The following is a 13,617-nucleotide window of genomic DNA, read 5'->3' as shown; positions in this document are numbered from 1 at the left end:
ACACCCCCGAGCGAGGCCGGGCCATGCAGGAATCAGTCGTCGTCGGCGTGCGCGGCCCTGTGCCGCATGTGGCGCTGGAGGAGAGCCGGAACCCGCGGCCCGGGGCGGGCGGCCCCGCGCTGCCGTGGCTGGCGGGCGTGGCCGCCGCGTTCACGCTCGCGCACCTCGTCCTGGTCGCCCGGGGCCTCGGGCTCGGCTGGGACGAGACGGTGTACGTGAGCCAGGTCGGCCCGCACGCCCCGGCGGCGTTCTTCAGCGCGCCCCGCGCCCGGGGCATCAGCTACCTCGTCGCACCGGTCACCGCGGTGACGGGGTCGGTCGCGGCGCTGCGCCTGTACCTGGCCGTGCTGGCCGGGATCGGACTGTTCGTCGCGCTGTGGGTGTGGCGGCGGCTGCTGCCCGCCCCCGTCCTCGCCCTGGCGGGGGCGCTGTTCGCGAGCCTGTGGATCACCCTGTTCTACGCCGGGCAGGCGATGCCGAACCTGTGGGTGGCGTACGGGGCGCTGGCCACGACGGGCTGCTTCCTGCGGGCGGCGCGCGACCCGGGCGACCGGTGGGCCGTGGGAGGCATGGTCACCGCGGTGGCGTTCGCCGGGGTGATGCGGCCGGCCGACGCGGTGTGGCTGGTGCTGGCGCTGGCGGCGGCGGCCGTGGTGACGCGCGCGTGGCGGTGGCCGCTGCTGCTGGTGGCGCTCGCGGTGGGCCTCGCGCTGGGCTGGGCCGAATGGGTCATGGAGGCGTACACCCGGTACGGCGGGCTGACGGCCCGGCTGGAGCGGGCGAGCGAGATCCAGGGCGGCCTCGGCTGGTACCTCACCGTGGACGACCACGCGCGGGCGCTGGGCGGGCGGACGCTGTGCCGCCCGTGCGACGTGCCGTGGCGCCACCCGGCCGCCGCCCTGTGGTTCTTCGCGCTGCCGCTGCTGGTGGCGGGCGGTGTCGCGGCGGCGGCCCGGGCCCGGCTCCACCGCACCGAGCTGGCGGTGGCGGGCGCGGTCGGGGTGGCGCTGGCCCTGCCGTACCTGTTCACCGTCGGCTACGCGGCGCCGCGCTTCCTGCTGCCCGCGTACGCGCTGCTGGCGCTGCCCGTGGCCCGCTGCCTGCTGTGGCTGTGCCGGCCGCGGCCCCAGCGGGGACGGCGCCGCACGGTGGCCGCCCTCCTCGCGGTCGCGCTCCTCGCCCACCTGGCGGTCCAGTACCGGATCCTCGACGGCGTCGCCGACCGGGTGCGCCGCGACACCCGGGACCTGACGCGGATCGCCGCCGCGCTCCACGCCCAGGGGGTCCGCCCGCCGTGCGTGGTCAGCGGCGAGGACGCGATCCGCGTCGCCTACCGCACCGGCTGCGCCTCGCGCCAGCCCGGCGGCCACGACGGCAGCATCACCCCCGAGGGCCTCACCGCCCTGTCCCGCCACCGCCCGGTCGCGGTCCTGGTCTCGGGCGGCGCCAGGCCCCCGTCGTACGCCCGCGCCTGGCGCGAGCACCGGCTCCCGGACCTGGGGCGGCTGACGCGCTACCGCGCCTATGTGGCGGGGCCGGACGGGGTGAAGCGGACGGACGCCAGCCGTACGGAGCCGGTGAGTTCGGTGCGGACGTCCTGAACGCCGTGGGCCGAGACGGGTGTCGTGAGCGTGGTGTAGTCGTACGGGCCGCCGCTGGTGGTGACGGTGAGGGTGGTGCGGAAGGCGCCGATGGCGAGGGTGACCGTGCCGGTGCCGGAGACCTCCACGTCGGCGGAGGCGGCGCCTCCGGGGCCGAAGTCGCAGGCGCGGTGGAGCAGGTGGCCCGTGTGGGCGGGGTCGGCGGGGGTGACGCAGTCGCCGCGCTCCTTGGTGCGGTCGGCGAGGACGGTGGCGTGCTGTTCGTCGTAGTCGGCGGCGGCGAGGGGCCGGGCGAGGACGGGGCGCGGGCCGGGGGCGGGGCCGTCGAGGGTGAGCGTGGTGGTGAGGCGGATGTCGGCGCTGGAGGCGCCCGCGAGGAGTTCGTACGGGCCGGGCTCGACGGTCCAGCGGCCGTGGGCGACGTCCCAGAAGGCGAGGACGGAGAGCGGCAGGACGAACTCCAGGCGCCGCGACGCGCCGGGGGCGAGGTGGAGGCGGCGGTGGGCGGCGAGCTCCCGCAGCGGCCGGGGCACCGAGGGTGCGGCGGCCCGGACGTACAGCTGGGCGACCTCGTCGGCGGGGACGGCGCCCGTGTGGGTGACGGTGAACGCGACGCGGAGCGTGTCGCCGTCGCGGGTGGCCGTCAGGCCCTCGTAAGCGAAGGAGGCGTACGACAGGCCGTGGCCGAAGGGGAAGAGGGGGTGGCCGTCGAAGTAGAGGTACGTCTGGCGGCTGCCGATGACGTCGTAGTCCAGCAGGTCCGGCAGGTCGGCGGCGGCGTACCAGGTCTGCGGCAGCCGTCCGGCCGGTGAGACCTCGCCGGTGAGGACGCGCGCGAGGGCCGTCCCGGCCGCCTGGCCGCCGTGGGCCGTCCAGAGGAGGGCGGGCAGGCGCGCGGCGGCGTCGCCGACGGCGTACGGGTAGGACGAGGTGAGGACGAGGACGGTACGGGGGTTGGCGGCGTGCGCCGCGCGCCAGAGGCGGTCCTGCGCCTCGGGGAGGGCGAGGGTGGTGCGGTCCTCGGTCTCGCGGCCGTTGATGTGGGGGTCGTTGCCCGCGACGACGATCACGACGTCCGCGCCGGCGGCGGCGCGCGCCACCGCGTCCGTGCCGCGCTCGACGGTCTCCACCGTGAAGACCTCGGCCCGTCCGGGCCCGTGTGCCGGCCCGGCGGCAACCTTCACGCCGTCGGCGGCGACGGAGACGTGCCCGCCCGTCCCCAGGTGCCTCAGGAGGTGGCCGTCGCCGTGCGGTTCGAGCCGGAACGTCTCCTGGACGACCCAGCCGCCGGGTTCCTCGGCCGACGCGCGTACGAAACCGTCGGCCGCGACGGAGAGGTGGCGGCCGTCCGGGGCGCGCAGCGTCAACACGCCGCCTCCCCAGTCGGTCAGGGCGAGGACCGTGCCGTCGCCGTGCGGGTCGGCGGTCAGCGGCGGCAGGTCCGTACGTCCGGAGAGCAGCGCCGGGTCGAGCGCCCCCTCGGCGGTGCCGGGTGCCGCCGCGCCGGCCGGGGCCTCGGGCACCCGCAGCGCCCCGGCGGCGCAGCGCAGCCGGACGAGGTCGGCGCCCTCGGCGTGGCTGACGCGCTCGGCGCCGAAGTGCTCGCGCAGGCCGTCCAGGGGCGTGGAGCGGCGGATGAGGGTGCCGCTGTACCAGTCGAGCTTGCACGCGTCGGCGAGCGGGCCGACCACCGCGACGCGCTGCCTGGCGGCCGGGTCGAGCGGCAGGAGGCGGTCGTTGGTGAGCAGCACCACGGCCTGCTCGGCCGCCTCTTGGGCGAGGGCCCGGTGACCGGCGGTGTCGAGGGCGGTCTCGGGGGTGTGGTGCGCGTACGGGTCGAGCTCCGGGTCGAACTCGCCGAGCCGGAAGCGGACGTGGAGCTGGCGGCGCACGGCGGTGTCGACGGCGGCCTCGTCGATCAGGCCCGCCTCCCGCGCGCGGCGCAGGCGGGCGACGGTGGGCGAGCTGTCGGTGCCGTGGTCGGTGAAGCTGTCCACGCCGGCGCGCAGGGAGGCGGCGAGGGCCTCCTCGTGGGTGTCGAAGTAGTGCTCGGAGTCGACGAGGTTGCTGGGCGCGCCCGCGTCGGAGCAGACCAGGAGCTCCTGGTCGGTCCAGGTGCGCAGGTGCTCGGCGAGGTAGGGCGAGACGTGGTTGGGGCGGCCGTTGACCAGGTTGTACGCGGGCATGACCCCGGCCACGGCGCCCGCCTCGACGGTGGGGCGGAAGGCGCGCAGGTCGTACTCGCGCAGGACGCGGGGGCGTACGGAGGAGGAGGTGGTGGAGCGGTCGGTCTCGTTGTTGTGCGCGAGCCAGTGCTTGAGGACGGGCGCGGTGCGCCAGTACGTGGGGTGGTCGCCGCGCAGGCCGCGGGTGTAGGCGGTGGCGAGGGCGGAGGTGAGGGTGGGGTCCTCGGAGTAGCCCTCCTCGCCGCGGCCCCACAGGGGGTGGCGCAGCAGGTTGACGGTCGGCGCCCAGACGTTGAGGCCGACGCGGTCGTCGCGGGCGCGGAGCGCGCGGGCCTCGGTGGAGACGGCCTCGCCGACGCGGCGGACGAGGTCGTCGTTCCAGGTGGCGCCGAGGCCGACGGCCTGCGGGAAGACGGTGGCGGGGCCCATCCAGGCGACGCCGTGCAGGGCTTCCTGGCCGGTGCGGAAGGCGGCGACGCCGAGGCGGTCGACGGCGGGCGCGAACTGGTGGAGCATCGCGATCCGTTCGTCGGGCGTGAGGCGCCGGAGCAGATCGTCGACGCGCTCGCCGAACGGCAGCCGGGGGTCGCGGAAGGGCGGGGGTGGGGGCGGTGCGGCGGCTCGCTCGGGGGTCGGCGCGGCGGGCGGCTCGACGGTCACGTGAGGTTCCCCTTGTCCGGCTGGTCCAGGAGTTCTTCGAAGCGCTTCGATGCTGATGCGACGCACGGACGGGTGTCAAGGGACCGGGAAGCCACGGGAGTTCATGAGGGCGTCAATCATCGAACCGACTCTTGTGTGGGCCCGGGCGGTCACCTAACCTCGCACCCACATCGAAGCGCTTCGACTCCCCGCTCACGCGCCCTGAAGGGTTGACGCCATGACGCCGAACTCCCCCTCCGCCTCCCCGAGTCGGAGAACCTTCCTGGCCTCGACGGCGGTCGCCGCGGTCGCGGTGGCCGGCGGAGCGCCGCTGCTCACCGCCTGCGGCGGCGGGCGGAACGAGAAGAAGGACGGCGCCACCTCCGGCAAGGACGCGGAGAAGCTCCTGCCGGCCTTCGCCGCGCGGACGGTCGTGGCGCCGGACATCCCGTCGAAGAACGGCTCCGCGGCCGGTTTCACCACCGGCATCGCCACGGAGGGGCTGAAGGCCTCGGTGGCGGCGAAGGCGGGCAAGGGCGGCACCGTACGGATCATGGCGCCCCTGTGGGGCTCCCCGCCGAAGAGCGACAACCCGTACTACCGGGCGATGGACGAGGCGATCGGCGTGCGCACGGTGTGGCAGAACCAGGACGGCAACACGTACGACGAGAAGCTCGGCGCCGTCCTCGCCTCCAGCGACATCCCGGACGTGGTGGTCGTGCCCGCCTGGAACCTCACCGGGAGGATCCCGAGCGCGGTCGACGCCAAGTTCGCCGACCTCGGCCCGTACCTCTCCGGCGAGAAGGTGAAGGCGTACCCGAATCTGGCGGCCGTGCCCACGGACGCCTGGCAGCGGTCGATCTTCGGCGGCGCGCTGCGCGGCATCCCGATGCCCGCCTCGTCCGTCGTCAACATCGCGCCCTTCTACCGGCGGGACGTCTTCGAGGAGCGGGGCTACCGGCCGCCGAAGAGCGCCGCCGAGTTCCTCGCCTGGGCGAAGGAGGCCACCAGCGCCAGGGCGAAGATGTGGGCGTGCGACGACCTGAAGTGGACGGCCTTCCACATGTTCGGCGTGCTCCCCGGCAGCGACAGGGCCCTGTGGTGGGACCGGCAGGGCACCTCTCTTGTGAACCGCGTGGAGACCGAGGAGTACCTGGAGGCGCTGGAGTGGACGCGCTCGCTGTACGCGGCGGGCGTGGTGCACCCGGACGCGAAGGCGGCGCAGGGCGACGGGGGCAACCGGTTCACCTCGGGCCAGGTGCTCGTCTACAACCAGGACCTCTCCCACTGGTACAGCAAGAGCGCAGAACAGGCGGCGCAGAACCCGGACTTCCGGATGGGCGCCTTCGACATCCCCGGCCACGACGGCTCGGCGCCCCGGCTCTACGCCACCCAGCCGGCGAACATCTGGGCCTTCGTCAGCGCCAAGGCCCCGAAGTCCGTGGTCGAGGACGTGCTGGCGGTGGCCGACTTCTGCGCGGCGCCGTACGGCACGAAGGAGCGCATGCTCACGGACTACGGCGTCGAGGGCGTGCACTACACGATCCGGAAGGGGATCCCGGTGAAGACCGACGCCGGCCACCTCCAGGTCACGGGCGCCTTCGACTACCTGGGCGACCCGGCCCCCTACCTCGCCCACCCGGACCGCGCCGACATCACCCGGCTCCAGGTGGAGTGGCAGCAGCGGATGGGGGCCTTCACCAAGAAGACCGCCTTCTATGGGCTGACCGTCACCGAGCCGAACCGCTGGGCCACCCTGGCCGACGACTTCGAGCAGCTGGAGGACGACGTCGTACGCGGCCGCAAGAAGATCGGCGACGTGCGGCAGGCGGTGTCGGAGTGGAAGCGCGCGGGCGGCGACGAGCTGCGCGACTGGTACCGGAAACTGCTCGACGAGACCGGCCCGGCGGCATGAGGAAGACCGCCGACGGCCGTACGCGTGTCACCGGCAAGCGCGGCCTGCGGTCGCGGTGGCGACGGGACCGGGCGCTCGTCCTGATGACCCTCCCTGCGCTGCTGCTCGTCCTGGTCTTCCACTACGTACCGGTCCTCGGCAACGTGGTGGCGTTCCAGGACTACGACCCCTACCTCAGCGAGAACGGCTTCGTCGCCATCCTGGAGAGTCCGTGGACCGGGCTGGACCAGTTCGAGCGGCTCTTCACCGACCCGGCGTTCTGGCGGGCGGTCGAGAACACGCTGGTGCTGTTCCTCCTCCAGCTGGTGCTGTTCTTCCCCGTGCCGATCGCCCTGGCCCTGCTCATCAACAGCGTCGTCCGGCCACGCGTCCGCGCCGTCGCCCAGGCGATCCTGTACCTGCCGCACTTCTTCTCCTGGGTGCTGGTCATCGCCGTCTTCCAGCAGATCTTCGGCGGCGCCGGCATCATCGGGCAGACCCTGCGGCGCCACGGCGTCGAGGGCTTCGACCTGATGACCGACCCCGGCGCCTTCGCGTTCCTGGTGACGGCCGAGGGCGTCTGGAAGGACGCCGGCTGGGGCGTCATCGTCTTCCTCGCCGCGCTCTCCTCCGTCAGCGACGAGCTGTACGAGGCGGCGGCGATGGACGGCGCGGGCCGCCGGCGCCGCATGTGGCACGTCACGCTCCCGGCGCTGCGCCCGGTGATCGCGCTGCTGCTGGTGCTGCGGGTGGGCGACGCGCTGACCGTCGGCTTCGAGCAGCTGCTGCTGCAGCGGGACGCGGTGGGCCCGGACGCCGCCGAGGTGCTCGACACCTACGTGTGGTGGAACGGCATCCGCAACCAGGACTTCGGTTACGCGGCGGCCGCCGGGCTCGTCAAGGGCGTCGTCGGGGTGGGGCTGGTCCTCGTCGCGAACAAGGTGGCCCACCTCATGGGCGAGCAGGGGGTGTACCGGAAATGAGCTCCGACGCGGGCGCGCGGAACCGGTGGTGGGCGGCGCCGCCCCGCCCGGCGTGGGAGGGGAGGCCCAGCGGCGCGGGGGTGGCGGCCAAGGGCGTCGTCCTGGCGGCCGCGTGCCTGGCGGTCCTCTTCCCGCTGTGGATCGTGATCGTCACGAGCCTGTCCACGCCGGAGACCATCAGCAGGGCGGGCGGCCTGGTGGTCGTCCCGAGGGACCTCACCCTCGTGGCGTACGAGGAGCTGCTCGGCGGCGGCCAGGTGCAGCGGGCCGCGCTGGTCAGCCTCGGGGTCACGGCGGTCGGCACGCTGTTCAGCATGACGGTGTCGGTGCTGTGCGCGTACGGCCTGTCGCGTCCCGGGTCGCCGGGCCACCGCTGGGTGCTGATGACGCTGCTCGCGACGATGTTCTTCGGCGCGGGCCTGATCCCGACCTATCTGCTGGTGCAGGCGCTGGGGCTGACCGACACCTATCTGGCGCTGATCCTGCCGAGCGCGGTGAGCGTCTTCAACATCCTGGTCCTGCGGGCGTTCTTCATGAACATCTCCCAGGAGCTGATCGACAGCGCACGGATCGACGGGGCCGGCGACTTCCGCATCCTGTGGCGGATCGTCCTGCCGTTGTCCCGCGCCGTGCTGGCGGTGATCGCGCTGTTCTACGCGGTCGGCTACTGGAGCGCCTGGTTCAACGCCTCCCTCTACCTGACCGACCAGGACATGATGCCGCTGCAGAACGTCATGATCCAGATCGTGCAGAAGCAGGAGCCGCCGACCGGACTCGGGCAGCTGATCAAGACCCAGCAGCTCTCCCCGCTCTCCGTGCAGATGGCGGTCATGGTGCTGGCGCTGCTGCCGGTCGCGGTCGTCTCGCCGTTCGTCCAGAAGCACTTCAAGAAGGGGATGCTCACCGGCGCCGTCAAGGGCTGAGCCGCGTGCGCACCCGGAGGGAGACCGTGTCCGATGCCCCGCCTCGACGACGCCACCCGCGGCCGGCTGCTCTTCGGCGGCGATTACAACCCCGAGCAGTGGCCGGAGGAGACCTGGGCCGACGACGTCCGCCTGATGCGGGCCGCCGGGGTGAACTCCGTGACGGTCGGCGTCTTCTCCTGGGCCCGGCTCGAACCCCGCCCCGGCGCCCGGGACTTCGGCTGGCTGGAACGGGTGATGGACCTGATGCACGCGCACTCCGTCGGGGTGGTGCTCGCCACGCCGACCGCGTCGCCGCCGCCCTGGATGGGGGCGCGCCACCCGGAGACGCTGCCGCGCGACGAGGACGGCCGCACGGTGTGGTGGGGCTCGCGCCAGCAGTTCTGCCCCAGCTCGCCGGTCTACCGCCGGTACGCCGCCGCGATCACCGAGGACCTCGCCCAGCGGTACGGCACGCACCCGGCGCTGACGATGTGGCACGTCAACAACGAGTACGGCACGCACTGCTGGTGCGACGGGACGGCCCGCCACTTCCGCCGCTGGCTGCGCGCCCGCCACGCCACCCTCGACGCGCTCAACGAGGCGTGGGGCACCGCCTTCTGGAGCCAGCGCTACGACTCCTGGGAGGAGATCATCCCGCCGCGCCGCGCCCCGTACCTGCGCAATCCCGCCCAGGAGCTGGACTTCAAGCGGTTCACCTCGGACGCGCTGCTGGAGTGCTTCACCGCCGAACGCGACATCGTCGCCCGCCACACGCCGCACATTCCGGTGACCACCAACCTCATGCCCTTCTGGTCCGGGCTGGACGGCTGGACGTGGGCCGGGCGGGAGGACGTGGTGTCGGTGGACGTCTACCCCGACCCGAAGGACCCGTACGGCGGGCAGTACAACGCCATGATCGGCGACCTGACCCGTTCGCAGGCGGGCGGCGGCCCCTGGATGGTGATGGAGCAGGCGGCCGGGCCGGTCAACTGGCGGGCCGTCAACCAGCCCAAGCCGCGCGGACTGAACCGGCTGCTGTCGCTGCAGTCCGTCGCCCACGGCGCCGACGCGGTCTGCTACTTCCAGTGGCGCCAGTCCCGCCAGGGCGCCGAGAAGTTCCACTCCGGGATGGTGTCCCACGCCGGTGAGCGGGGCCGCGCCTTCCAGGAGGTGCGGCGGATCGGGGCCGAACTGTCCCGGCTGGGCGAGGTGACGGGGAGCCGCACGGAACCGGGCGTCGCGGTCCTGCACGACTGGAACTCCTGGTGGGCGGGGCAGCAGGGCGGCCGCCCCTCGTCGGAGGTCGACTACGCCGAGGTCGTCCGCGCCTGGCACCGGGCGCTGTGGGAGGCGCACCTGCCGGTCTCCTTCGCCCACCCCGAGCACGACCTCACCGGTTTCCCCATGGTCGTCGTCCCGCACCTGTACCTGCTGACGGACGCGGCGGTCGACAACCTGGTGGCGTACGCGCGCGACGGCGGCACCCTGGTCTCCGGCTTCCTCACCGGGGTGGCGGACGAGGACGACCGCGTACGGGAGGGCGGCATGGACGCGCGGTTGCGGGCGCTCTTCGGTATCGGGACGGTGCACGAGTGGTGGCCCCTGGACCGGGACGAGACCGTCGCGTGCGACGGCTTCGACGGCACGCTGTGGTCCGAGGAGCTGACGGCGGACGGCGGTGAGGTGGTCAGCGCCTACCGGGGCGGCGAGCTCGACGGCCTCCCGGCGGTGCTGCGCCGCGCCACCGCCTGGTACCTCTCCACGCTGCCCGCTCCCCCGGCGCTGCGCGACCTCCTCGCGGCCGTGGCGGCCGGGGCGGGCGTACGGCCCGTACTGGAGGGGCTGCCGGCGGGCGTGGAGGCCGTACGGCGCGGAGAGCTGCTCTTCGTGCTGAACCACGGGCGCGAGCCGGTGACGGTGACCGTGCCGGGGGCGTTCCGCGAGGTGCTGACGGGCGCGGCGGTGAGCGGCTCGCTCCACCTGGAGCGCTACGGCGTGGCGGTGCTGCGGGAGGCGGGCGCGTGACGGGCGGCGGGCACGTGAGGAGCGGCGGGCCGGTGCACGGTACGTGGGAGCCCGCGCCCGCGCACCGCTGGGAGGACGCCTTCCTGAGCGGCAACGGCCGCCACGGGGCGCTGGTGTTCGGCGACCCCGATGACGAGCGGGTCGTCGTCACGCACCACACCCTGGTGCGGCCGGTGCCCCCGGCCGACACGCTGCCGCCCCGGCTGGCGCGCCTGCTGCCGGGCCTCCAGGACCGGTTGCTGAGCGGCGAGCTGGACGCGGCGGAGCGCTTCACCGACGGGCGCGCGCTGCGCTGGGTGGGGGCCTTCCACCCGGGGTTCCAGGTACGCGTCCGGCGCGAGGTCCCGGCGGCCGGGCCCGGGAGCTTCCGGCGGGAGGTGGACTTCGCCACCGGTGTGGCCGCCTCCGTGCGCGCGGGCCGTGCGAGCCGGGTCTTCGTCTCGCGCGCCGACGACGTGCTCGTGCAGTACGTGACCGGGGAGCCGCTCACCGCCGCCGTCGTCCTCGACCCCCGGCTCCCCGGCGCTCCGGAGGACCTCGCCATCGGGCGGGGCACCGCCCTGCACCCGCGCGGCGCGCTGCTGACGCTGCGGGCCCGCTACCCGGAGGCGGACGGCGAGGCGGCCTTCACGGGCGTGACCCTGGCGCTCGCGGCGGGCGGGCGCACCGCGATCGGCCGGGACGGGCTGCGGGTGTCGGACGCCGGGGCGCTGCTGCTGCTCACGCGGGTGCGCCGCCACCGCGGCGAGTCTCCGGTCGAGGACGAGGCGGCGTCGCTGCGCGCGCTCGTCCCCCAGGGCGCCTCGCCCGCGGAGGCGTACGCGTGGCTGCTGGCCCGCCACGAGACGCTGCACCGGGCCGCGTACGAGCGCGTCACGCTCGACCTCGGCGGCGGCGCCGCCGACCGCGCCCTGCCCGGGAGCGAGCTCCTTGCCCTGCCCGGCAGTCCCGCGCTGGTGGAGCGGCTGTTCGCGGCGGGCCGTTACCACCTGCTGTCGGCGAGCGGGATGCTGCCGCCGCGTCTGACGGGCCTGTGGACCGGTGACTGGAACACCGCCTGGTCCGGGGCGTTCACCACGGACGCCAACCTGGGCCTCCAGACGGCGTCCGCCGCTGCCGCCGCCCTGCCGGAGGTGAGCGAGGCGCTCGCGGCGCTGGTGTACGGGCAGTGGGCGGACTGGCGGGACAACGCGCGCGCGATCTTCGGGGCGCGGGGGGTGGTCGCCCCGGCCCACACGGACGGCGTGTCGGGTCACGCGTACCACTTCCAGCGGTCCTACCCGCTGCACCTGTGGACGGCGGGCGCCGACTGGCTGCTGCACCCGCTCGTCGAGCACGCGGAGACGGGGACCGGCACGGAGACCGGCGCCGCCGATCCGCGGCTGGGCCCGGCGCTGGCCGAGGTCGCCCAGTTCTACGAGGACTTCCTGACGCGCAGCGGGCCGGACGAGCGGCTCGTGATCGTGCCGTCGTACTCCCCCGAGAACCGGCCCGTAGGGGGCAGTTGGGGCGCGCTCAACGCGACGATGGACCTCGCGGCGGCCCGCCACGCCCTGACCGCAGCCGCGGCCCACTCCCCCGCCGAAGCCGAGGCGGCACGGCTGCGCGCGCTCGCGGACCGGCTGCCGGACTACCGGGTCAACGCGGACGGCGCCCTGGCCGAATGGGCCTGGCCCGGGCTGGAGGACCGCTATGACCACCGCCACCTGAGCCACCTGTACCCGGTGTGGCCGCTCGGCGCGATCAACCCGTACGACACGCCGGAGCTCGCCCGCGCCGCCCGCCGCGCGCTGGAGCTGCGCGGCGCGGAGAACGGCTCCGCCCACGGGCACCTCCACCACGGCCTGGTCGCGGCGCGGCTGCGGGACGGCGAGCGGGCGGCGGGCGCGCTCGGCCGGGTCCTGCGCGGCGACTTCTTCCACGCCTCGCTGATGAGCGCGCACTACCCGGGGCGCGAGGTGTACAACGCCGACGCCGCGCACGCCCTTCCCGCGCTGCTGATCGAGGTGCTCGTCCAGTCCACGCCCGGCCGTCTGGTGCTGCTGCCCGCGCTCCCCGCGGCGTACCCGCGGGGCGCGCTGCGCGGGGTGCGGACCCGCTTCGGCGCCGAGGTGGACCTCGTCTGGGGCGACGGCGGGGCCACGGCCACGGTGCGGCCGTCGCGCACGGTGCGGGTCGAGCTGCGGACGCCCGACGGCTCACCGGCGCGGCTGGCGCTGACGGCCGGCGAGGAGCGCGTCGTGTCGTTCAGCGTGCGCTAGCCCGGCCCGTGCTCGCGCGGACGGTCAGCTCAGGGGCGAGCAGCACGACCTCGTCCGTGCCGCGGCCCTCCAGTTTGGCGACGACCTGCTCGACGGCGTACCGGCCCATGTGCTGCGCCGGTACGGCGACGGAGGTGAGCGGTACGGAGGCGTGTGCGGCAACCTGGTCGGGGCAGATCGCCATCACGGAGACGTCCTCGGGCACGGCGCGGCCCTGCTGGCGCAGCAGGGCGAGGAGCGGGTCGGTGGCGGCCTCGTTCTGGACGACGAAGGCGGTGGTACCGGGCCGTTCGTCGTGGACGCGGGCGAGGGTGGCGGCGACGGCGGCGTAACTCCCCTCGCAGGGGCGGTGCAGGAGGCGCAGGCCGAGCGCGTCGCTGCGGCGGCGCAGCCCGGTGAGGGTGCGTTCGGCGAAGCCGGTGTGGCGCTCGTACACGGCGGGGGCCTCGCCGATGACGGCGATCTCGCGGTGGCCGAGGGAGGCGAGGTGGTCGGCGCACAGGGCGCCGGCGGCCTCGAAGTCGAGGTCGACGCAGCTCAGTCCGGTGGTGTCGGCGGGCAGGCCGATGAGGACGCCGGGGCGTGCGGCCTCGCGCAGCAGCGGCAGCCGGTCGTCGTCGAGCTCCACGTCCATGAGGATCATCGCGTCGGCGAGGGCGCTGCCCTCGATGCGGCGGACGGCGGCGGGGCCTTCCTCGCCGGTGAGGAGCAGGACGTCGTAGCCGTGGGCGCGGGCGGTGGTGGCGACGGCGATGGCGATCTCCATCATGACCGGGACGTACATGTCGGTGCGGAGCGGGATCATCAGCGCGATGATGTTGGACCGGCTGCTGGCGAGGGCGCGGGCGCCGGCGTTGGGGTGGTAGCCGAGCTGGGCGATGCTGCGCTCGACGCGGGCGCGGGTGGAGGCGGAGATGGACCGCTTGCCGCTGAGGACGTAGCTCACCGTGGAGGCGGAGACTCCGGCGTGCTGAGCGACGTCGGCGAGGGTGACCATGCGGCTCTCCCGGAGGTGAAGCGCTTCGACTCGTTGGGCTCCGACCTTAGGGCGACTATGGGGAGCTGTCCAGGGGCTGTTCGGCAGCCTGGGTCGAAGCGCTTCGACGCACGGCGACGAAAAGGC

The 13,617-nt window shown here is 74.6% G+C and carries 8 protein-coding genes; 6 read left to right on the top strand and 2 right to left on the bottom strand.

Translation table 11 applies throughout. From position 1 onward, the window contains the following. Window positions 1-23: 23 nt before the first annotated feature. Window positions 24-1,601: a hypothetical protein gene (locus AC07FJ_RS20145; protein ID WP_479050686.1), complete on the top strand. Its 1,578-nt coding sequence runs from the start codon at window positions 24-26 to the stop codon at window positions 1,599-1,601. Here the strand turns inward: AC07FJ_RS20145 and AC07FJ_RS20140 are convergent. Continuing rightward, the gene (locus AC07FJ_RS20140) at window positions 1,523-4,447 is read right to left on the bottom strand and encodes a glycoside hydrolase family 3 C-terminal domain-containing protein (protein ID WP_479050684.1); all 2,925 of its coding nucleotides are present in this window, start codon (window positions 4,445-4,447) and stop codon (window positions 1,523-1,525) included. The two genes, AC07FJ_RS20145 and AC07FJ_RS20140, sit on opposite strands and share 79 nt — an antisense overlap. A 217-nt stretch (window positions 4,448-4,664) precedes the next feature. On the opposite strand from AC07FJ_RS20140, the gene AC07FJ_RS20135 reads away from it, so the two are divergent. Genes AC07FJ_RS20135 through AC07FJ_RS20115 form a run of 5 tightly spaced genes read left to right on the top strand, consistent with a single transcriptional unit; the run spans window position 4,665 to window position 12,494 of the window. Then, on the top strand, window positions 4,665-6,341 hold the full coding sequence (locus tag AC07FJ_RS20135; protein WP_479050682.1) for an extracellular solute-binding protein: 1,677 nt from the start codon (window positions 4,665-4,667) through the stop codon (window positions 6,339-6,341). After that, window positions 6,338-7,303 carry an ABC transporter permease gene (locus AC07FJ_RS20130; RefSeq protein ID WP_479050680.1) on the top strand — a complete coding sequence of 322 codons (966 nt, stop codon included), beginning with the start codon at window positions 6,338-6,340 and terminating at the stop codon, window positions 7,301-7,303. The genes AC07FJ_RS20135 and AC07FJ_RS20130 overlap by 4 nt, the downstream gene beginning before the upstream one ends. Then, window positions 7,300-8,226: a carbohydrate ABC transporter permease gene (locus tag AC07FJ_RS20125; RefSeq protein WP_479050678.1), complete on the top strand. Its 927-nt coding sequence runs from the start codon at window positions 7,300-7,302 to the stop codon at window positions 8,224-8,226. Before AC07FJ_RS20130 ends, AC07FJ_RS20125 begins: the two co-directional genes overlap by 4 nt. A 33-nt stretch (window positions 8,227-8,259) precedes the next feature. Then, complete coding sequence (locus tag AC07FJ_RS20120) at window positions 8,260-10,233, top strand: beta-galactosidase (RefSeq protein ID WP_479050676.1); 1,974 nt, start codon at window positions 8,260-8,262, stop codon at window positions 10,231-10,233. 32 nt (window positions 10,234-10,265) lie between these two features. Next, window positions 10,266-12,494 (top strand): glycosyl hydrolase family 95 catalytic domain-containing protein, encoded by a 2,229-nt coding sequence (locus AC07FJ_RS20115; protein ID WP_479050674.1) that lies wholly within the window; start codon window positions 10,266-10,268, stop codon window positions 12,492-12,494. Here the strand turns inward: AC07FJ_RS20115 and AC07FJ_RS20110 are convergent. Next, window positions 12,481-13,578 carry a LacI family DNA-binding transcriptional regulator gene (locus AC07FJ_RS20110; protein WP_479050856.1) on the bottom strand — a complete coding sequence of 366 codons (1,098 nt, stop codon included), beginning with the start codon at window positions 13,576-13,578 and terminating at the stop codon, window positions 12,481-12,483. The two genes, AC07FJ_RS20115 and AC07FJ_RS20110, sit on opposite strands and share 14 nt — an antisense overlap. Window positions 13,579-13,617: the final 39 nt, after the last annotated feature.

This window comes from Streptomyces sp. NPDC045998 (genome assembly GCF_056430285.1).
Note: the sequence above shows the minus strand (reverse complement) of the source record. Positions and strands in the feature narration are given on the sequence as shown.

What these genes read in the sequence shown, in the direction of transcription:
- AC07FJ_RS20130 (WP_479050680.1), top strand. Translation starts at nt 6,338, where the DNA reads ATGAGGAAGACCGCCGACGGCCGTACGCGTGTCACCGGCAAGCGCGGC.
- AC07FJ_RS20135 (WP_479050682.1), top strand. Translation starts at nt 4,665, where the DNA reads ATGACGCCGAACTCCCCCTCCGCCTCCCCGAGTCGGAGAACCTTCCTG.
- AC07FJ_RS20125 (WP_479050678.1), top strand. Translation starts at nt 7,300, where the DNA reads ATGAGCTCCGACGCGGGCGCGCGGAACCGGTGGTGGGCGGCGCCGCCC.
- AC07FJ_RS20120 (WP_479050676.1), top strand. Translation starts at nt 8,260, where the DNA reads ATGCCCCGCCTCGACGACGCCACCCGCGGCCGGCTGCTCTTCGGCGGC.
- AC07FJ_RS20145 (WP_479050686.1), top strand. Translation starts at nt 24, where the DNA reads ATGCAGGAATCAGTCGTCGTCGGCGTGCGCGGCCCTGTGCCGCATGTG.